18 protein-coding genes are annotated in these 20,365 nt (G+C 60.3%); 12 read left to right on the forward strand and 6 right to left on the reverse strand.

Features of this window, described 5'->3' with window-relative positions:
- The first annotated feature begins 154 nt into the window (after window positions 1–154).
- From PSH69_RS26305 to PSH69_RS26315, 3 genes are all read left to right on the forward strand, one after another.
- Window positions 155–610, forward strand: coding sequence for a MaoC family dehydratase (locus tag PSH69_RS26305; protein WP_018925744.1), 456 nt, complete (start codon window positions 155–157; stop codon window positions 608–610).
- A gap of 115 nt (window positions 611–725) precedes the next feature.
- On the forward strand, window positions 726–2,441 hold the full coding sequence (locus PSH69_RS26310) for a C13 family peptidase (protein ID WP_018925743.1): 1,716 nt from the start codon (window positions 726–728) through the stop codon (window positions 2,439–2,441).
- A 27-nt stretch (window positions 2,442–2,468) separates the two neighbouring features.
- Complete coding sequence (locus PSH69_RS26315; RefSeq protein ID WP_018925742.1) at window positions 2,469–3,110, forward strand: oxidoreductase; 642 nt, start codon at window positions 2,469–2,471, stop codon at window positions 3,108–3,110.
- 40 nt (window positions 3,111–3,150) lie between these two features.
- Here PSH69_RS26315 and PSH69_RS26320 read toward each other — a convergent pair whose 3' ends face one another.
- The 4 genes from PSH69_RS26320 to PSH69_RS26335 form a co-directional block, all read right to left on the reverse strand.
- A complete protein-coding gene (locus PSH69_RS26320) occupies window positions 3,151–3,435 on the reverse strand; it encodes a YceK/YidQ family lipoprotein (RefSeq protein WP_305410254.1) in 285 nt (94 codons plus the stop codon).
- Window positions 3,428–4,060, reverse strand: coding sequence for a flavin prenyltransferase UbiX (gene ubiX, locus PSH69_RS26325; RefSeq protein ID WP_030129554.1), 633 nt, complete (start codon window positions 4,058–4,060; stop codon window positions 3,428–3,430). Before ubiX ends, PSH69_RS26320 begins: the two co-directional genes overlap by 8 nt.
- Complete coding sequence (gene mpl, locus PSH69_RS26330; RefSeq protein ID WP_019581356.1) at window positions 4,057–5,406, reverse strand: UDP-N-acetylmuramate:L-alanyl-gamma-D-glutamyl-meso-diaminopimelate ligase; 1,350 nt, start codon at window positions 5,404–5,406, stop codon at window positions 4,057–4,059. Before mpl ends, ubiX begins: the two co-directional genes overlap by 4 nt.
- Window positions 5,407–5,593: 187 nt before the next feature.
- On the reverse strand, window positions 5,594–7,507 hold the full coding sequence (locus tag PSH69_RS26335) for a sigma-54-dependent Fis family transcriptional regulator (protein ID WP_305410255.1): 1,914 nt from the start codon (window positions 7,505–7,507) through the stop codon (window positions 5,594–5,596).
- A gap of 479 nt (window positions 7,508–7,986) precedes the next feature.
- Here PSH69_RS26335 and PSH69_RS26340 point away from each other — a divergent pair, with 479 nt between their 5' ends.
- The 9 genes from PSH69_RS26340 to PSH69_RS26380 all read left to right on the forward strand — a co-directional run bounded on the left by PSH69_RS26340 (window position 7,987) and on the right by PSH69_RS26380 (window position 17,380).
- Window positions 7,987–9,507, forward strand: coding sequence for an aldehyde dehydrogenase family protein (locus tag PSH69_RS26340; protein ID WP_018925737.1), 1,521 nt, complete (start codon window positions 7,987–7,989; stop codon window positions 9,505–9,507).
- A gap of 220 nt (window positions 9,508–9,727) precedes the next feature.
- A complete protein-coding gene (eat, locus tag PSH69_RS26345) occupies window positions 9,728–11,098 on the forward strand; it encodes an ethanolamine permease (protein WP_096479488.1) in 1,371 nt (456 codons plus the stop codon).
- A 119-nt stretch (window positions 11,099–11,217) separates the two neighbouring features.
- On the forward strand, window positions 11,218–12,612 hold the full coding sequence (locus PSH69_RS26350) for an ethanolamine ammonia-lyase subunit EutB (RefSeq protein WP_305410256.1): 1,395 nt from the start codon (window positions 11,218–11,220) through the stop codon (window positions 12,610–12,612).
- An 8-nt stretch (window positions 12,613–12,620) separates the two neighbouring features.
- Entirely contained in the window at window positions 12,621–13,445 is an 825-nt protein-coding gene (gene eutC / locus PSH69_RS26355; RefSeq protein ID WP_305410257.1) for an ethanolamine ammonia-lyase subunit EutC, read from the forward strand.
- Between the two features lie 113 nt (window positions 13,446–13,558).
- Complete coding sequence (locus tag PSH69_RS26360; protein ID WP_018925733.1) at window positions 13,559–14,020, forward strand: N-acetyltransferase; 462 nt, start codon at window positions 13,559–13,561, stop codon at window positions 14,018–14,020.
- A gap of 268 nt (window positions 14,021–14,288) precedes the next feature.
- A complete protein-coding gene (locus PSH69_RS26365) occupies window positions 14,289–14,945 on the forward strand; it encodes a DedA family protein (protein WP_096479485.1) in 657 nt (218 codons plus the stop codon).
- Window positions 14,946–14,951: 6 nt separating this feature from the next.
- The gene (locus PSH69_RS26370) at window positions 14,952–15,764 is read left to right on the forward strand and encodes a zinc-dependent peptidase (RefSeq protein WP_305410258.1); all 813 of its coding nucleotides are present in this window, start codon (window positions 14,952–14,954) and stop codon (window positions 15,762–15,764) included.
- 113 nt (window positions 15,765–15,877) lie between these two features.
- Window positions 15,878–16,405 carry an inorganic diphosphatase gene (gene ppa / locus PSH69_RS26375; protein WP_007933577.1) on the forward strand — a complete coding sequence of 176 codons (528 nt, stop codon included), beginning with the start codon at window positions 15,878–15,880 and terminating at the stop codon, window positions 16,403–16,405.
- A gap of 228 nt (window positions 16,406–16,633) precedes the next feature.
- The gene (locus PSH69_RS26380; RefSeq protein ID WP_305410259.1) at window positions 16,634–17,380 is read left to right on the forward strand and encodes a S24 family peptidase; all 747 of its coding nucleotides are present in this window, start codon (window positions 16,634–16,636) and stop codon (window positions 17,378–17,380) included.
- Window positions 17,381–17,935: 555 nt separating this feature from the next.
- On the opposite strand, the gene PSH69_RS26385 is transcribed toward PSH69_RS26380, so the two are convergent.
- Complete coding sequence (locus PSH69_RS26385; RefSeq protein ID WP_305410260.1) at window positions 17,936–18,742, reverse strand: YfaP family protein; 807 nt, start codon at window positions 18,740–18,742, stop codon at window positions 17,936–17,938.
- Between the two features lie 3 nt (window positions 18,743–18,745).
- On the reverse strand, window positions 18,746–20,365 hold the full coding sequence (locus PSH69_RS26390; RefSeq protein ID WP_305410261.1) for a DUF2300 domain-containing protein: 1,620 nt from the start codon (window positions 20,363–20,365) through the stop codon (window positions 18,746–18,748).

The raw sequence follows: 20,365 nt of genomic DNA on the forward strand, positions 1-20,365 counted from the left end.
GGGCCTGACATTATAAGCACGCTATGAGTCGGCATTCGCCAAAAGCATGGTCAGTTGACCGGAGCAATTTGTCATGTTGATCTAAAGTGGTTCGCAGGGAGGTCAAGCCCCCACTCGAAAAACTATAAATCCGATGAACCCAAGGAGAGTCTCAATGCCCTATGTTCCAGTTGCAGAGCTCAAAGATTATGTCGGCAAGGAACTCGGATGTTCCCAATGGCTCACCATCGACCAGGAACGCATCAACCTGTTCGCAGAAGCCACAGGCGATTATCAGTTCATCCATGTCGACCCGGTCAAAGCCGCGCAAACGCCTTTTGGCAGCACCATCGCCCATGGTTTCCTGTCGTTGTCGCTGATCCCCAAACTGATGGAAGACATCCTCATCCTGCCCGAAGGCGCGAAGATGGTGGTCAACTATGGCCTGGACAGCGTGCGTTTCATCCAGCCTGTGAAGGTTAATTCCAGGGTTCGACTCAAGGTCGACATGAACGACGTCACCGAGAAGAAACCCGGCCAATGGCTGCTCAAGGCCACCGCTACGCTTGAAATCGAAGGATCGGACAAGCCGGCCTATATCGCCGAGCCACTGTCCCTCTGCTTCGTCTGACACATGCCTGATTGCGAAGCAGCTCATGCTGTTTCGCGCTGTGTCTGTGCCGTGTCTCTATAAATGCGACACATAGCTGCGGCATACTCCGTCGCCTAATTGCCCGGATCCCGCTATGCGCTCACTTGCACTCCTTGCCCTGACCCTGATGCTCACCGCTTGCGGCGATGGCGAATCGCTGTTGCCCCCCGACGCCCGCCTGCCGGACGGCGGACGCTATCGTGGTGATCTGGTCAACGGCTTGCTGCAAGGCGAGGGTCGCATCGATTACCCGAACGGCAGTTGGTACGCCGGTCACTTCGACAAAGGCCAATGGCATGGCCAGGGCGAATGGCACGGCAGCAACGGCGAGGTCTATCGCGGGCAGTTCCAGCAGGGGCTGTTCGACGGTCAGGGCACGCTGACCACCACCGGCAGCAGCTACACCGGCGGTTTCAAGGCCGGTCGACGGGACGGTGAAGGCACCCTCAAAGAAAACGCCATGACCTATCGCGGCGAATTCAAGGCCGACCAATATTCAGGGCTCGGTCGTCTGGAACTCGAAGACGGCAGCCAGTACCAGGGTCAGTTCGCCCACGGCAAACCCAACGGCGAAGGCCAGCGCAGCGATGCCAGCGGCAATCAGTTCACCGGGCATTTCGTCGACGGCCAACTGGAAGGCAACGGTACTTTCAACAGCGCCGATGGCGATATCTACGTCGGTGGGTTCAAGAACAATCAACTGCATGGCAAGGGCCGCTACGAAAACGCCGATGGCGATGTCTGGATCGGTCAGTTCAAGGAAGGCGTGCTGAACGGCAAGGGCGAGTTGATCGGCGCCGATGGCAGTCACTACATCGGTCAGTTCAGCGACTGGCGCTTCACCGGCCAGGGCCGCTTGAACCTGGCCGATGGCAGTTTCTATATCGGTCAGTTCGACGGCGACAACTATCAGGGCAAAGGCACGCTGGTGCTGACCGATGGCACGGTGCTGAGCGGCACCTGGATCAACAGCCAGCGCGTGCGCGACGCCGACGGCAAGCTGCTGCCCGACACCCTGGAACTCGGCTTGCTGGCCCAGGGCCGCTTGCTCGACGAAGCCCTGGCCAATGTGCCAGCCTCGACTCCGGCGGTCGAACTGTACACCTTGACCCTGGGCGGTGACGGCAAGCAGAGCGTGTTCCTGCGCGAATCCGACTACGTCGCCAACATGCTCGCCAGCCGTTTCGGCGCTTTCGGCCAGATTCGCCTGGTCAACCATCGCGACCACCTCGGCGACCGGCCGATGGCCACCCGGGAAAACCTTCGCCGCGCCGCCCAGACCCTGGCCGAGCGCAGTGGCCCGGAAGACTTGCTGTTCATTTACCTGACCAGCCATGGCTCCAGTGAACACGAGCTGGTACTCGACCAGCCACGCATGGAACTGGCCGACCTGCCGGCCGACGAACTCGCCGCCGTCCTCGCGCCCCTGAAGAAGCGCGACAAGATTATCGTGATTTCGTCCTGTTATTCCGGCGGCTTCATCCCTGCCCTCAAGGATGAACACACCCTGATCATGACCGCCTCGCGCGCCGACCGGGTGTCCTTCGGGTGTTCGGAAGAAGCCAACTTCACTTATTTCGGCGATGCCTTGTTTGCCCAGGCGCTGAACCAGACCGACGATCTGGAGCAAGCCTTCAAACGGGCCAGCGCCACCGTGGCCGAGCGTGAGCTGGCCGACAGCTTCGAAGCCTCCGAACCACAGATCTGGGCGCCGAAAGCCGTGCTCGCCCACTGGCAATTGTTACGCAAGCAGCAGGCACGAAAGGCGCTGCAAAGTGTCTCTATCAGCAAGGATGAAAAGAGCAACTAAGCTGAATAGTATCAAGGGGGAATTATTATGTACTTGACGCCTCAGCATGTATTGCTTGCCGGAGCTACCGGGTTAACCGGTGAACATTTGCTTGACCGTCTGCTCAACGAGCCAACGATTGCACGCGTATTAGCCCCCTCACGCCGGCCACTGGCCGAACACCCTCACCTGGAAAACCCGGTTGGTGACCCGACGGAGTTTCTGCCGCAATTGAACGGTCGCGTCGACGTCGCCTACTGCTGCCTCGGCACCACGATCAAGCAAGCCGGCTCCGAGGAAGCGTTTCGCGCGGTGGACCTGGACATGGTCGTGGCCTTCGCCAAACGTGCCCGGGAAATGGGCGCACGGCACCTGATCGTGATCAGTGCCTTGGGGGCCGACCGCAGATCGCCGATTTTCTATAACCGGGTTAAAGGCGAGATGGAACACGCATTGCGTGCGCAGAATTGGCCGCAGCTGACCATCTGCCGGCCTTCGCTGTTGCTGGGCGATCGCGCCGAGCCGCGACTGGCCGAACGGGTTGCCGGTCCGTTGTCGAAATTGATTCCGGGCAAATACCACGGCATCGAAGCCTGCCAACTGGCCCGCGCCATGTGGCGCCTGGCACTGGAAGAGCAGGATGGCGTACGGATTGTCGAGTCGGATGAGTTGCGCAAGTTAGGCAAGTAATTTCAGGTCGACATCGGACGGCGAGGGGGAGCAGCTACCCTTACAACCCTCCGGTCGCCTGAAACCCAACACCTAAAACCGTCAACAATGACAACGGCAACAGCAGCGTGTCGAGCAACGCACTGGCCGGCAGATCAACACCGGGATAACTCGGCGCTTCTGCGCCAAATCTGTCCTTGGCGCAGCAACCGCCGTTCATGGCATACAAATCCAGACGCGTCCCCGAATACACCACCGGCGCCCCAGGTTTGGCGGCATCAAGGGTGCGCGCCGTGGCGCAGCCCGCCAGTTGCACCGTCAGCAGGATGATCAGCAGCTTATTCATCACTGCTCAAATGGTGTTCACCCCAGCGCGGCAGCATGTCTTGCGGAATGTTCAGCAGATTGAGAATTCGCGCCACGACAAAGTCGATCAAGTCATCAATGGTTTGCGGCTGATGATAGAAGCCTGGCGATGCCGGCAGAATCGTCACGCCCATGTTCGACAGCTTGAGCATATTTTCCAGATGAATGCTCGAATACGGCGCCTCGCGCGGTACCAGAATCAGCTGGCGGCGCTCCTTCAACGTCACGTCGGCCGCCCGCTCGATCAAGTTGTTGCAGGCCCCGGTCGCGATCGCCGACAAGGTCCCGGTGGAACACGGCACCACCACCATCGCCGCTGGCGAGCCGGAACCCGATGCCACCGGCGACATCCAGTCTTCCTTGCCGTACACCCGAATCTGCCCGGCGGCGGCACCGGTGTATTCAGTGAGGAAGGCTTGCATCATCTGCGGCTTGGACGGCAGCGAGACATCGGTCTCGGTGGCCATCACCAGTTGCGCGGCCTTGGAAATCAGGAAGTGCACCTCGCGGTCTTCACGCACCAGGCAGTCGAGCAGGCGCAAGCCGTACTGAGCGCCCGAAGCGCCGGTCATCGCCAGCGTGATGCGTTCCGGACCATTGTTCATTGCAGCGCCTCGGCCAGTTTGCCGTGCAGGCCGCCGAAGCCGCCGTTGCTCATGATCACCACGTGCGTGCCGGGCTGGGCCTGGCTCTTCACCCGCTCGATGATGCCTTCCAGCGAATCGCTGACAATCGACGGCACGGTGCACAACGCCGCCGTGGCGCCCAAGTCCCAACCGAGGTTGGCCGGCGAATACCAGATCACCTGATCGGCATCGACCACGCTTTCCGGCAAGCCATCGCGGTGAGCACCGAGCTTCATGGAATTGGAGCGCGGCTCGATGATCGCGATCAGCGGCGCATCGCCGATACGCTTGCGCAAACCGTCGAGGGTGGTGGCGATGGCGGTCGGGTGGTGGGCGAAGTCGTCGTAAATGGTGATGCCACGGACTTCCGCAACTTTTTCCATCCGGCGCTTCACGCTCTTGAACGCGCTCAGTGCCGCAATACCCATCGACGGCACGACGCCGACGTGGCGCGCGGCGGCCAAGGTGGCCAAGGCGTTGGCGACGTTGTGTTGACCGGTCATGTCCCACTCGACCACGCCTTGAGCGACGCCTTCGAACATCACTTCGAACTTCGAGCCATCTTCACTGAGCAGTTTGACCTGCCATTGACCGCCGGCACCGGTGGTTTGCACCGGGGTCCAGCAGCCCATCTCGATCACGCGCTGCAAGGCCGGCTCGGTGGTCGGATGGATCACCAGGCCTTCGCTCGGAATAGTCCGCACCAAATGGTGGAACTGTCGCTCAATGGCCGCCAGATCAGGGAAGATGTCCGCGTGATCGAACTCCAGATTGTTCAGGATCGCCGTGCGGGGGCGGTAGTGAACGAATTTGGAACGCTTGTCGAAAAACGCGCTGTCGTATTCGTCGGCTTCAATCACGAAGAACGGCGTATCGCCCAGACGCGCCGACACCGAGAAATTCTGCGGCACGCCGCCGATCAGGAAACCCGGGCTCATACCGGCGTGTTCCAGAACCCAGGCGAGCATGCTGCTGGTAGTAGTCTTGCCGTGCGTGCCGGCAACCGCCAGCACCCAGCGGCCTTGCAGCACGTGATCGGCCAGCCATTGCGGGCCAGAGACGTACGGCAGGCCTTTGTTCAACACGTACTCGACCGCCGGGTTGCCGCGGGACATGGCATTGCCGATCACCACCAGGTCCGGGGCCGGATCGAGCTGCGCCGGGTCGTAACCTTGGGTCAACTCAATGCCCTGGGCTTGCAGCTGAGTGCTCATCGGCGGGTAGACGTTGGCATCGGAGCCGGTCACGCGATGGCCCAGCTCTTTGGCCAGAACCGCCATCGAACCCATGAAAGTGCCGCAAATACCAAGAATATGAATGTGCATAGTCGACCTCGTAAAACATGGCCGCAGGTTAGCGTAGGGAGGGGAAAATCGCACTCTTTAGCTGTAACCACGCTCGTTCCCACGCTCTGCGTGGGAATGCACCAAGGGACGCTCTGCGCCCCAAAAGCGGACGCAGAGCGTCTGGGGAGGCATTCCCACGCAGAGCGTGGGAACGATCAGTCACAACCTAACGGGCGATACTGTGTTTGCGCAGCTTTCTATAGAGGGTATTGCGGCTCACGCCCAACTGTTCGGCGGTGTGGGTCATGTGCCAGCGCTGCTGTTCCAGTGCGTTGAGCAATGCCAGCCGCTCGGCATCGTCCAGCGGATACTCGGACGGCTCGTCAATCGTCGCCACCGTCACCGGCCGGGCCTGACGAATCATCGCCGGCAAATCTTCCAACCCGATCCGACCGCCGTCACACAACGCCGCCAGGGTCCGCAGCACATTGCGCAACTGCCGCACGTTCCCCGGCCAGGCAAAATCCAGCAAGGCCTGCCGCGCCGCTGCATCAATCAATACCGTCTCCCCGCCCGCCTCTTCAGCCAGCAGGAAGTCGAGCAACTGTGATTTATCCGTGCGCTCGCGCAACGCCGGCAATGCGACTTCCAGCCCATTGAGCCGGTAATACAAATCCTCGCGGAAACTGCCGTCCTGCACCCTTTCGAGCAGGTTACGGTGAGTGGCGCTGATGATCCGCACATTGACCGATTCCGGCTCGCCGCCAATCGGCACCACCTGACGGTCTTCCAGCACCCTTAATAGCCGGGTTTGCATGCTCAGCGGCATGTCACCGATTTCATCCAGGAATAATGTCCCGCCATCGGCCTGCTGCAACTTGCCACGCATGCCTTCCTTACGGGCACCGGTGAAGCTGCCGCCGCGATAGCCGAACAACTCGCTTTCGATCAGGCTTTCGGGGATCGCCGCGCAATTGAGGGCGACGAACGATTTTTCCGCCCGTTGACTGGCCTGATGCACGGCCTTGGCGAAAGCCTCCTTGCCTGAGCCGGTTTCGCCATTGATCAGCAACGGCACGTCCCGTTCGAACACCCGCAAGGCCTTGCGGAAGTCTTCCTGCAACGCGGCATCGCCCAGGCAAATACCCGACAGCCGTGGACGCTCGGCCACTGCCGGGCTTTGCACCACCGGTGCAGGAATGCTGCGCGGCTGCCCACGCAATACAGCAAACAGCCGCCGCCCATCGCGGGTGCGCAACGGCCAACTGGCGCTGGCATTGGCGCTCGCGCGGCCGAGCAACTCATTCAGCGAGCAGTCGAAAAACGCCTCCACCGGCTGGCCCAACAGGCCGCCACGAATATGCCCCAGCAAATTCAGCGCGCTCTGGTTGACCGCACAGATCCGCCCTTCCCCGTCGAACGCCAGCAGCCCTTCGCTGAACAGTCCGACGGATTCGGCCTGCAAGTGAAAACGCAGCAGCCATTGATTGTCGAAGTAACGCAGGAAATAACAGCTCTCGATCATCTTCGCCGACAGATTGACCAGGGCCATGGTGTGAAACTGGCTCTGCCGCGAAACCTCGTGACGCGCCGAAGACACGTCAAGCACCGCCAACAGTTCACCATGAGGGTCGAACACCGGGCTTGCCGAGCAGGTCAGGCCGGTGTGGCGGCCGCGAAAGTGTTCGTCCTGGTGGATGGTCAGGGACTGGCGCTCCACCAGGCAGGTGCCGATGCCGTTGGTACCTTCGCAGGCTTCGCTCCAGTCGGCGCCAAGCCAAAGGCCGGCGCGTTCGAAAATCTTCCGTTCGGCGGGCGCGGTGACGCAGTTGAGGATCACCCCGCGAGCGTCGGTCAGCAACACTGCGTGGCCGGCGCCGGAGAGTTGCTGGTGGAGGCTGGTCATTTCGTTGCCGGCGATCTGCAGCACTTGCTGCAAGCGTTCGCGGCTTTCCAGGAGACGGCCATGTTCCAGCACCGTCGGCGCCATGGTCAGGGCCGGGTCGAGGTGATAGTCCTCAAGGCAACGCAGCCAGGAGCGAGCAATGGACGGATCGCTGCCGGGACCGTGCAGGTGGGACTTACCCTGGGTCACGGTCAACACTTGCTGGGCATGGCGACTCAAATGGTTGTCGTGCATTTCTTATTATTCTCCCCGATAGGTGAGTGCCTACCTATAACCACTTCCTGTGGCGAGGGGGCTTGCCCCCGTTCGGCTGCGCAGCAGTCGTAAATCCTGAGCATGCGGTGTATCTGGTAAATCGAGGTGAATGGTTTGGGGGCTGCTTCGCTGCCCAACGGGGGCAAGCCCCCTCGCCACGCAAGCTCCCTCGCCACAGAGGATTACCTGTGGGCCATTTGAGGCCCAGCATCCTCCAGCCATCGACGCATTGCAATGCTGGCAAGACCCATCGGTCACAGGTTGTGCCACAAGCGGTACAAAGTGTCACACGGGTTGTACCGCAAGCGTCACAAGCCCCGCCCAGCCGTCCGACAAAAAACACACAAGTCCTTGATTTAACTGACCTGCAAGGCGGTGGCCCAACCTTTGCTCTACGCTTGTTACCGCGCTCTGGCGCGTCCTCCCTTATAAGCACAAAAGCCAAGGAGAAACCCATCATGCGTTACGCTCACCCAGGCACTGAAGGCGCTATCGTTTCGTTCAAGAGCAAATACGGTAACTACATCGGCGGCGAGTTCGTCGCGCCTGTCAAAGGTCAGTACTTCACCAATACTTCGCCGGTCAACGGCCAACCGATTGCCGAATTCCCGCGCTCCACTGCCGAAGACATCGAAAAAGCCCTGGACGCCGCCCATGCCGCCGCCGATGCCTGGGGCGCCACGTCCGCCCAGGCACGCTCGCTGGTGCTGCTGAAAATCGCCGATCGCATCGAACAGAACCTGGAACTGCTGGCGATCACCGAGTCCTGGGACAACGGCAAGGCCGTGCGTGAAACCCTCAACGCCGACATCCCGCTGGCCGCCGACCACTTCCGCTACTTCGCCGGTTGCATTCGCGCCCAGGAAGGCAGCGCCGCCGAGATCGACGGCAATACCGTGGCCTATCACATCCATGAACCGCTGGGCGTGGTCGGGCAGATCATCCCGTGGAACTTTCCGATTCTGATGGCCGCCTGGAAACTCGCTCCGGCCCTGGCCGCCGGTAACTGCATTGTCCTCAAACCTGCCGAGCAAACCCCGCTGGGCATTACCGTGCTGATGGAGCTGATCGGCGACCTGCTGCCACCTGGCGTGCTCAACGTGGTGCAAGGCTTCGGCAAAGAAGCCGGTGAAGCCCTGGCCACCAGCAAACGCATCGCCAAGATCGCCTTCACCGGTTCGACTCCAGTCGGCTCGCACATCATGAAATGCGCCGCCGAAAACATCATTCCGTCCACAGTGGAGTTGGGAGGCAAGTCGCCGAATATCTTCTTCGAAGACGTCATGCAGGCCGAACCGTCCTTCATCGAGAAAGCCGCTGAAGGTCTGGTGCTGGCATTCTTCAACCAGGGCGAAGTTTGCACCTGCCCGTCCCGCGCCCTGGTACAGGAGTCGATCTACGACGAGTTCATGGAAGTTGTCATGAAAAAAGTCCTGCAGATCAAGCGTGGCGACCCGCTGGACACCGACACCATGGTCGGCGCCCAGGCGTCCGAGCAGCAATTCGACAAAATCCTTTCGTACCTGGACATCGCCAAGGGCGAAGGCGCCGAGCTGCTGACCGGTGGCAAGGTGGAAAAACTCGAGGGCAGCCTGGCGACCGGGTATTACATCCAGCCGACCCTGCTCAAGGGCACCAACAAAATGCGCGTGTTCCAGGAAGAAATCTTCGGCCCGGTGGTGAGCATCACCACCTTCAAGGACGAAGCCGAGGCCCTGGCCATCGCCAACGACACCGAGTTCGGCCTGGGTGCCGGCCTCTGGACCCGCGACATCAACCGCGCCTACCGCGTGGGCCGCGCCATCAAGGCCGGTCGCGTGTGGACCAACTGCTACCACCTGTACCCGGCACATGCCGCGTTCGGTGGTTACAAGAAGTCCGGCGTCGGCCGTGAAACCCACAAAATGATGCTCGATCACTATCAGCAGACCAAAAACCTGCTGGTGAGCTACGACATCAACCCGTTGGGCTTCTTCTAAAAACCGGGGGGCGATACAGGTATTTCTGTATCGCCCTTCAGAAGGCCATCGCGGGCAAGCCCGCGATGGTGCCCTTAAACGCCTCCTTCATCGCTCTGCCGGTCTGGCATGGGCTTTGCTTGCCCGCTCTACACGCTGAATGCCATACCCGAAAGTCCAACAAATCAAACAATAAAAAAGACAGAGAGGACTTATGACTTCTACTACGCAGAGAGGACCTATGACTTCTACTACACAGCTCAAACCCACACTCGGCACCCTGCATCTATGGGGCATTGCCGTCGGCCTGGTGATTTCCGGCGAGTATTTCGGCTGGAGTTATGGCTGGGGCACCGCAGGTACCCTGGGTTTTCTCGTCACCGCATTGATGGTGGCGACGATGTACACCTGCTTCATTTTCAGTTTCACCGAATTGACCACCGCCATTCCCCACGCTGGCGGGCCGTTTGCCTACAGCCGCCGAGCCTTCGGCGAGCGAGGCGGACTGATCGCCGGCATCGCCACCCTGATCGAATTCGTCTTTGCGCCACCGGCAATTGCCATGGCCATCGGCGCCTACCTCAATGTGCAATACCCGGAACTGGACCCGAAGGTCGCCGCGGTTGGCGCCTATTTCGTGTTCATGACCCTGAATATCCTCGGCGTGAGCATCGCGGCCACCTTCGAACTGGTGGTCACCGTGCTCGCCGTCGCCGAATTGCTGGTGTTCATGGGTGTGGTCGCACCGGGCTTCAGCTTCAGTAACTTCGTGCTCAACGGCTGGTCGGGCGCCAACGAATTCAGCATGGCCTCGATTCCCGGCATCTTTGCGGCCATCCCGTTCGCGATCTGGTTTTTCCTCGCCATTGAAGGCGCAGCCATGGCCGCCGAAGAAGCCAAGGACCCGAAACGCACGATTCCCAAGGCTTACGTCAGCGGCATTCTGACCCTGGTGTTCCTCGCCATCGGCGTGATGGTCATGGCCGGCGGTGTCGGCGACTGGCGCCAACTGTCGAACATCAACGACCCGCTGCCTCAGGCGATGAAAGCCGTGGTCGGCAACAACTCGAGCTGGATGCACATGTTGGTGTGGATCGGTCTGTTTGGCCTGGTGGCGAGCTTCCACGGGATCATTCTGGGTTATTCGCGGCAGTTCTTCGCCCTGGCTCGCGCCGGTTACCTGCCAGCTTCCCTGGCCAAACTGTCGCGCTTCCAGACCCCGCACCGGGCGATCCTGGCGGGCGGCGTGATCGGCATCGCGGCGATCTACAGCGACGGCCTGATCAACCTGCAAGGCATGACGCTGACGGCTGCAATGATCACCATGTCGGTATTCGGCGCCATCGTGATGTACATCATCAGTATGCTGAGCCTGTTCAAACTGCGTAAAACCGAACCCAACCTGGAGCGCACCTTCCGCGCGCCGGGCTACCCGATCGTACCGGGGATCGCGCTGTTTCTGGCGGTGGTGTGCCTGGTGGCGATGGCCTGGTTCAACGCGCTGATCGGCTGTGTGTTCCTCGGTTTCATGGTGGCCGGTTACCTGTATTTCCAACTGACCGCCAAGCAACGCGCCGATGCGCCGGCAGATGCGATGCTCGAAGGCGTCTGAAATGCACCGGCGCCGGGCTGATTCCCGGCGCCAGCCCTATTGAAGTGCACCAGAACCCGCTCCCACAGGGGTTTAGTGGTGCATTTGAGATATTTATTGAATCAGGAGGACACCGTCCCATGGCCGTATTTGCCCATACCGTCGGCGCCCAGACCTACCGCTTCGACAGCCTCAAGGAGGTCATGGCCAAAGCCAGCCCGGCGCGCTCCGGGGACTTTCTGGCCGGCGTTGCAGCCCTCAACGATGGCGAGCGGGTGGCCGCGCAGATGGCCCTGGCCGACACCCCGCTGGCCCACTTCCTGGAGGAAGTGCTGATTCCTTACGAGGCCGATGAGGTCACCCGACTGATCATCGACACTCACGACAAACAGGCTTTTAAAGCGGTCAGCCACCTCACCGTCGGCGGTTTCCGTGACTGGCTGCTCAGCGACGCCGCCAACGAACAGAGCCTGCGCGCCCTCGCCCCCGGCCTGACCCCGGAAATGGTCGCCGCCGTGTCGAAGATCATGCGCGTGCAGGACCTGGTGCTGGTGGCGCAGAAAATCCGCGTGGTCACCAAGTTCCGCGGCACCCTGGGCCTGCGTGGCCGGCTCTCGACACGCTTGCAACCCAACCATCCCACGGACGAACCGGCCGGCATCGCCGCAAGCATTCTCGACGGTCTGCTGTACGGTAACGGCGACGCGATGATCGGCATCAACCCGGCCACCGACAGCATCGCATCGATTTGCGCCATGCTGGAAATGCTCGACGCGATCATCCAGCGCTACGACATTCCGACACAGGCCTGCGTGCTGACCCACGTCACCACCTCCATCGAGGCGGTCAATCGCGGGGTTCCGCTGGACCTGGTGTTCCAGTCGATTGCCGGCACCGAAGCGGCCAACGCCAGTTTCGGCATCAACCTCAACGTTTTACAGGAAGGCTACGACGCGGGCTTGAGCCTGAATCGCGGCACATTGGGCCAAAACCTGATGTATTTCGAGACCGGCCAAGGCAGTGCCTTGTCGGCCAACGCCCACCACGGCATCGATCAACAGACCTGTGAAACCCGCGCGTACGCCGTGGCACGGCATTTCAAACCGTTTCTGGTGAACACCGTCGTAGGCTTCATCGGCCCGGAATACCTCTATAACGGTAAACAGATCATCCGCGCCGGCCTCGAAGACCACTTCTGCGGCAAGCTGCTGGGCGTACCCATGGGCTGCGATATCTGTTACACCAACCATGCCGAAGCCGACCAGGACGACATGGACACTCTGCTGACCTTGCTGGGCGTAGCCGGGATCAACTTCATCATGGGCATCCCCGGCTCCGACGACATCATGCTCAATTACCAGACCACCTCGTTCCACGACGCCCTCTACGCCCGGCAAACCCTGGGCCTGAAACCGGCGCCGGAGTTTGAACAGTGGCTGGCGAACATGGGCATCTTCACCCAGGCGGACGGCAAAATTCACTTCGGCAACAGCCTGCCACCGGCGTTCCGCCAGGCATTGGCGCAACTGGGATGAGTGTTTATATGGATAAGCCCCCCGTCGATCCGCAAAATCCGTTGCGGGACCTGCGTCGCCTGACCCCGGCACGCATTGCCCTCGGCCGTACCGGCACCAGCATGCCGACCCGCGCGCAGCTGGATTTCCAGTACGCCCATGCCCAGGCCCGGGATGCGGTGCACCTGCCTTTCGATCACTCGGCGCTCAGTTCGCAACTGACCGAGCGTGGGCGTGAGAGTTTGCTGTTGCACAGCGCCGCCACGGACCGGAACAGCTATTTGCAGCGCCCCGACTTGGGGCGCAAGTTGAGTGACGAGTCGGCGCAGACACTGCGTGATTACGCACGAGCCAATCCTGGCGGGGTGGATCTGGCTGTAGTGGTGGCCGATGGTCTCTCGGCACTGGCCGTTCATCGCCATACCTTGCCGTTTCTGGCACGCATGGAAGAACAGACAGCTATCGAAGGCTGGTCCCTGTCGCCGGTGATTCTGGTGGAACAAGGCCGGGTTGCGGTGGCTGATGAGATTGGCGAGCTGCTGGGCGCAAAAATGGTGGTCATTCTGATCGGGGAACGCCCTGGATTAAGCTCTCCAGACAGCCTGGGGCTGTATTTCACCTATAATCCCAAGGTCGGACTGACGGATGCCTACCGCAACTGCATATCGAATGTCCGGCTCGAAGGCTTGAGTTACGGCATGGCGGCACACCGTTTGCTGTATTTGATGCGCGAAGCCTGTCGGCGGCAGTTATCGGGGGTCAGTCTGAAGGACGAAGCCCAGGTTCAGACGCTGGAGTCGGACACAGGAGCAGGTTTGAAAGGTAATTTCCTACTCAGCCCGTCGGATGCCTGAACCGTTTCCGCATTGCGTTTCTATTCCGGTTTAAGGCAGGATCGATGCACGGCCGCCAAGGGTTTCCTATCGCCGTCACCATGTAAGACAGCCACTTGAAGACGAGACCTACCATGCGGATTATTCAAGCGACCCTCGAACACCTGGACCTGCTGACCCCGTTGTTCGTCAAATATCGTGAGTTTTACGGTTCCCTGCCGTATCCGGACTCGTCCCGAGCGTTCCTCGAAAAGCGCCTGCGGCGCAAAGAGTCGGTGATCTACCTGGCCCTGGCCGATGACGACAACAACAAACTGCTGGGTTTCTGTCAGTTGTACCCGAGCTTCTCGTCTCTTTCGCTCAAACGCGTGTGGATCCTCAACGACATCTACGTCGCCGAAGACGCCCGCCGCCAGTTGGTGGCCGACAACCTGATCCGCACCGCGAAGAAAATGGCCAAGGAAACCAATGCCGTGCGCATGCGCGTTTCCACCAGCAGCAACAACGAAGTCGCGCAGAAAACCTACGAGTCCATCGGGTTCAGGGAAGACACCGAGTTCAAGAATTACGTATTGCCGATCAGTGACGAACTTTAAGGTCACCAAGAAGATCGCAGCCTTCGGCAGCGCCTGCATTGACCGAGGCAACCTCGAACCTGTAGGTGCTACTGAAGGCTGCGACCTTTTCCGACAAACTCTGCAACACATCGATATTCCTCGCTACAAACTCGACGCGTTTTTCACTTTTCACCCCGTATAATGCCCACACCTCACGGCTCGTAAGAAAAATCACACCCCGCTGTAGTCTTACGCGAAGCTATCCGCACAGGCCTGCTGAGTCGGGCCATCACCACAGGTGCTTTCCATGGATTTCAACCCGATCGACGTTATTCTGCATCTCGATGTTTACCTCGAGATGCTGGTGAACAACTACGGAGCATGGATCTACGCCATCCTGTTCATGGTGATCTTCTGCGAAACCGGGCTGGTGGTGATGCCGTTCCTGCCGGGCGATTCCCTGCTGTTCATCGCGGGCGCCGTGGCGGCCGGTGGCGGCATGGATCCGGTACTGCTGGGCGGCCTGCTGATGCTGGCGGCGATCCTCGGCGACAGCACCAACTACGTGATCGGCCGCACCGTCGGCGAACGGCTGTTCAGTAACCCGAACTCGAAAATCTTCCGCCGCGATTACCTGCAACAAACCCACGATTTCTACGACAAACATGGCGGCAAAACCGTGACCCTGGCGCGTTTCATGCCAATCATCCGTACCTTTGCCCCGTTCGTCGCCGGCGTTGGCAAAATGCCTTACCCGCGTTTCTTCGCCTTCAGCATATTCGGCACCATCCTCTGGGTGGGTGGCCTGGTAACCCTCGGCTACTTCTTCGGCAACGTACCGTTCATCAAGAAAAACCTGTCGCTGCTGGTGGTGGGTATCATCCTGGTGTCGCTGCTACCGATGATCATTGGCGTAATCCGCAGCCGTCTCGCTAATGGCGCGTCCAAAGCCGAACCCCGCTGACTGACGATGTGGTCCCTTAGCGCCTGGCGACGCCGGCGCACCCTGGCCAGGCATCCGATTGCCGACGACATGTGGCAACGGGTGCGCCATCACCTGAGCTTCCTCGATGGCATCAGCGCGGCCGAAGACCAGTGGCTGCGCGAAGCCAGCGTGCTGTTCCTGCAAGACAAACACCTGACCGCCCTGCCCGGCGTAGAACTCCACCAGGAGCAGCGCCTGCTGCTCGCCGCCCAGGCCCAATTACCGCTCATGCATTTGGGTGATCTGAACTGGTATCAGGGCTTTCACGAAGTCATCCTCTACCCCGACGACTTCCTCAGCCCCCAGCGCCATCGCGATGCCAGCGGCGTCGAACACGAATGGGACGGTGAACACAGCGGCGAAGCCTGGCAGCAAGGCCCGATCATCCTCGCCTGGCCCGGCGTGATGGCCAGCGGTGGCTGGGAAGGCTACAACCTGGTGATCCACGAACTCGCGCACAAGCTCGACATGCTCAACGGCAACGCCAATGGCCTGCCACCGCTGCACGCCGACATGCGCGTCAGCGAATGGGCCAAGGTCATGCAGGAAGCCTACGACGACCTCGACCGGCAACTCGAGCGCAACCCGGACGCTGAAACCGCCATCGACCCGTACGCCGCGGAAAACCCCGCCGAGTTCTTTGCGGTCACCAGCGAATACTTCTTCAGCGCCCCGGATCTGCTGCACGAGGCTTATCCACAGGTCTACGAGCAGTTGAGGCTGTTTTACCGGCAGGATCCCTTGGCAAGGCTTAGGCAACTTCAGGCCAACGATCCGGTCTATCAGGCTCACGACTAAGGTCTACACGACCTCTGGCACATAGCAACGGTGGCGGAATATGCCTATAATCGCCGCCACTTTTTGGTCAATCCGGCCAAGTATTTTTGGTCAACTAACGGGGGCACCGCCCAATGAGCTACAGCAAGATTCCGGCTGGCAAAGACCTGCCGAACGACATCTACGTCGCGATCGAGATCCCGGCCAACCACGCGCCGATCAAATACGAAATCGACAAAGACAGCGATTGCCTGTTCGTTGACCGTTTCATGGCCACCCCAATGTTCTACCCGGCCAACTACGGTTACATCCCGAACACCCTGGCTGACGACGGTGATCCCCTCGATGTGCTGGTCGTGACCCCTTACCCGGTTGCTCCAGGTTCAGTGATCCGCGCGCGTCCAGTCGGCATCCTGAACATGACCGACGACGGCGGCGGCGATGCCAAAGTCATCGCAGTCCCACACGACAAGCTGTCCCAGCTGTACGTGGACGTGAAGGAATACACCGACCTGCCAGCCCTGCTGATCCAGCAGATCGAGCACTTCTTCGCGAACTACAAAGACCTCGAAAAAGGCAAATGGGTGAAAATCGAAGGCTGGGACGGCGCAGACGCCGCCCGCGCCGCGATCACCAAGTCGGTTGCCGCCTACAAAGGCTGAGAAGCAACGGTTAGTTTCTAGCCTCACGCTTCAAGAAAAACCCCGGTTGATCCGGGGTTTTTTGTGCCCGCCTGGAACGCTTTTAACAATGAGTTTTGAGCATTTCGGCCTGGGTGTTTGCCTGTTTATTTTTTACGAAAAGCGTCTTACATCCGGTCTTAAATTTCCCTCGAAATTTGAACGGGTCGTTTATTCAAACCCCCATCCTGCGCCCGTAGACTCGTGTTTATGAAAAAGAACACTAGCGGCCCACGGTTCAGAGCGCTCCTCGAAGCAGCCAACATCACAACGACAGGATTTGCCGCTTTCTTCGACACGGAAGCGCAAAATATCCATAACTGGTACACCCGTGGTGTGCCCGCCTATCGCATGGAAGAAGTCTCCCGACTTCTGTCTGTAAACAGTGACTGGCTGAAAACCGGCGAAGGTCCTAAAGAGTCCTCGCGCCTGCGTGTGCTCGACGAGTCCGGCAACACCTTCGACGCCCAAGCCATCCGGGGCATCTACACGGTGATCGAACCCATCGACGTCGAACTGCCCTTCTTCAAAGAGACCGCCACCGCCCCAGGCTCCAACAAAACCCACGTCGTCGAGGACCCCGGCCAATCCATCCGCCTGCCCCACAGCTACCTCGACTCCCTGGAAATCAAACATGCCAATGCCATCTGCACCCATATGATCGGCAACAGCATGGCCGAAAAGATTGAAGACGGTTCTGTCCTCGCCATTGATCGCGGGCTTACGCAGATTATCGATGGCGAAATCTATGCGATCGAACATGACGGGATGTTGCGGATCAAGTACCTGCACCGGATGCCGGGAAATGCGCTGCGACTGCGCAGCCACAACCGTGCTGAGTATCCGGATGAGATCTTCAGCGCCGAGCAGATCGACAAGCAGAACATCAGGGTATTGGGGTGGGTGTTCTGGTGGTCGACGCTCAACAAACGCAGACCGTCCGTACCGTTCCTGTAAATACGAAGCCCTGTAGCAGCCTTCGGCAGCTGCTACGCCTCAGCGCAATCGCTCTACCCCGCACGCCAAGCTGGGAATTCCTCAAAAAAATCAGTATGCTGCGCCCCACATTTGCGCATCGACCCTTTTCAAGGCTCAGATCGCACCGACAAGGCAGATCACTTTCTCGCCAAGTCCCACAGCCGGACGCAAGATCCGGGTGTACGTTTTGAAGGCTGGCGCGGTTTACCAAAAATAAACCAAGCCAGTCCCCGAGAAGCCGGCCACAAGCCGGCTTTTTAATGCCCGAAATAATCCCGCGCCCTCCCCCGAACCAACCTCAGCCCCTCATCAATAAAGAGCTACAGCACCGCACTCCCTCTAGCAGCCGGCGAAGTCTGCGTCCGGCCACGAAGCAGTCGTAAAATCAGGCAACCGGTTCTTTCAGGAAGACCTGTGTACAGCGGATATGCGAGAACTTCGGTCGAGCGCGACCCCGGCTCGAACGCAGCCTCGCAGGCTCGGCAGCTGCTACGGATTGGATAAAGGCCTCAGCAGTGCCGAGACGATTTCCCCTCACGGATAACTAAACCCCTTAACCAACGTCAACTCCCCCACCGCCCGCATCGGCACCAGGAACGTCTCCATTTTTTCATCAGGCGTCCCCTCCTCCGTAATCACCGTCACTTGCGCGGTGGTCAGTGGCTGAACCGCTTCTTCCTGCCCTTCCTCATCACTCCGATACCCGCCGCCGAAGTAATTCACATACACCAAATACTGTCCTTTGATCGGCGCCGGCATGGCGAAGATTTCCGGGCCGTAGCCGGTGGTCACGTCCACATCCAGCGCCGCGCCATTGGGCGCGACACGGTCGCCGTACCAGATGTGTGCGCCATCGGGGGTGATGAGGTGCAAGTCCAGGTCCGTGCCGTCGCTGTCCCAGGCCAGCAGGACGCGCAATTTGGCTGGGGTGGCTCCGCCGTTGGCATTGAGGAACTGCGTGCGGTGGCGTTGTTGGCCATCGGGGCTGCGGACTTCAACGCTGTTGCTGCCTTTGGGGAATGAGAACGGGCGGTCGAAGCGACCGGCGGGGTCAATTTTCAACGGCATGCTGACGCCGTTGACGATCAGCTTGCCAGGTTCATTGCTCTTGGGGGTGGATTGGATCTGGCCGGTAATGCGCGCCGTATTGGCCTGGCCCACCGGGGTGTTGACCGACGAGGCCGGGTAATTGACCGTCTGACGAAAGTTTTCGCCTTCGCCTTCAGGGGCGCCGGTACGCCAGCCGCCAATGGGCGTATCAAGTTTGACGGCGGCAAATGTCGCTGGCAGTACGCAAAAAGCGCAAAGCAACAGCAAGACCTGTGGATAACGGAGTTTCATGGCCTATTCCAGCAAGAGGTGACGGGCGAGCCCTTCGATGTAGGTTTCATCCTGGCCGTTAGGGTGTGCTTCGAAGGCCAGGTGCAGGTATTCGTGGGTCAGGTCGAGGCGGTCTTGCAACGACAGCACGCCGCGCACGTAGATGCGCTGGCGTTCGCGGTCGACAAACGGACGACCAAAGGCCAGGCGGCAGACCGCAAAGGTGCTGACTTCGTTGTAGCCAACTTCGCTTTCGAGCCGTTGGCGCCAGCCGCGGCGCTGGTTTTGCAGCCAGTCTTGCGCGGCGGGCAGCGCTTCGCAGGAGGCGACGGGGTTGTCCCAGCGACTGAGGCTGGCGCGCGGGTAGGCATGCAGCAGGATGGCGTCGTAGCGTTGGCCGGCATTGGCTTGTTCGACGGCTTGCTGCCAGGAGAGTTTGTCCGGCCCCGGTTGGTCGGAGTGATAGGTGACGTTACTGCCTGCGAGAACCAGATCGCTGGTCCACGAGGCGATATTGCGCGACTCGGTGGCGGCCGGACGTGGCGCGACGCGCTGTCGACTGCTGCTGTCATCGATGCTCAGGCAGTCGCCGTTGCGAGTGGCGTTTTGCAGCAGGTAGGTGCGGATCGCGACGGCCAGGGCTTTGGCCGCTTCGACGGGTTCAGGCCTGGCTTCACGCTGCAGGACGCGGGCGACGTATTCTTCACGATCGAGGCGGGCGACGAGTTTGTCTTTGAGCAAGAACAACTCGCCATCGCTGTGGATATCGAGTTGATTGCCGTTGGCGAACTCGACGCGATAGTCGCCTTGCAAAGGGCCGGGCGCTACAACGCGATCCCCCGACAGCACGCGTTTTAGTGGATAACGCGCGAACAGACCGACCTCAACGCACTTCCCTGCCTCGGCTGGCCACGACGAGGGCAGTACCGTCGCCAGCGCCTGCCCATAAGTGCGCAAGACCATCTGACTGGTGCCGCGCCCACCGGCCCAGATCGGTGTGCCGTCTACCGTCCAGCCCGCGAATCCGCCTTGGCGCGACGAGGGATCCTGATCCCCCAGCCAGCTCCAGGTTTTCACCCGCAACCGGCCACCGAGTTCACCCACGACATTGCCGTCCGCGGCATTGAGCACCACATCGAGCAACACCCTTCGCGCCTGATCCTGCGCTGGCATCACGGCCAACACCTTCAACAACTCCGCCACCGGAACCCGGGTCTGCGGTTGCAACGACGGCAAATCCAGCAACCACTTCGGCGCTTGTCTGGCCTGCCAATACTCGCGCCACTGCGCGCCGGCAATGCCCAACCGCGCGGGTTCGAAATACAACCCGCAAGACTTCACCAACGCCTGATCACGCCCGATCGTGCCGCCCGCCGTGCAGCAATAAACTTCTTCCTTCGATTGCCCGCGACATTCATAAGCGGGCTCACGCGCGCCGGTGTCCACCAGCCAACCGTAGACAAACAGCTTCCACAAGCTGCCCAACGGCGTCTGCAAGTCATCAGGCAATGGCTCACGCGAGATCACCTGAGTCTGGCTCAACGCAAGCAGCTCACCCTTGAAACCCAGGCGCAGCGGCTCGTCCTGCGCTGTCGCCAGCGCAGGGATCAAACACAGCAACCACCAGACCAGACACCGGGTCAT

It is taken from the genome of Pseudomonas sp. FP1740, assembly GCF_030687165.1.
Lineage (GTDB): Bacteria > Pseudomonadota > Gammaproteobacteria > Pseudomonadales > Pseudomonadaceae > Aquipseudomonas.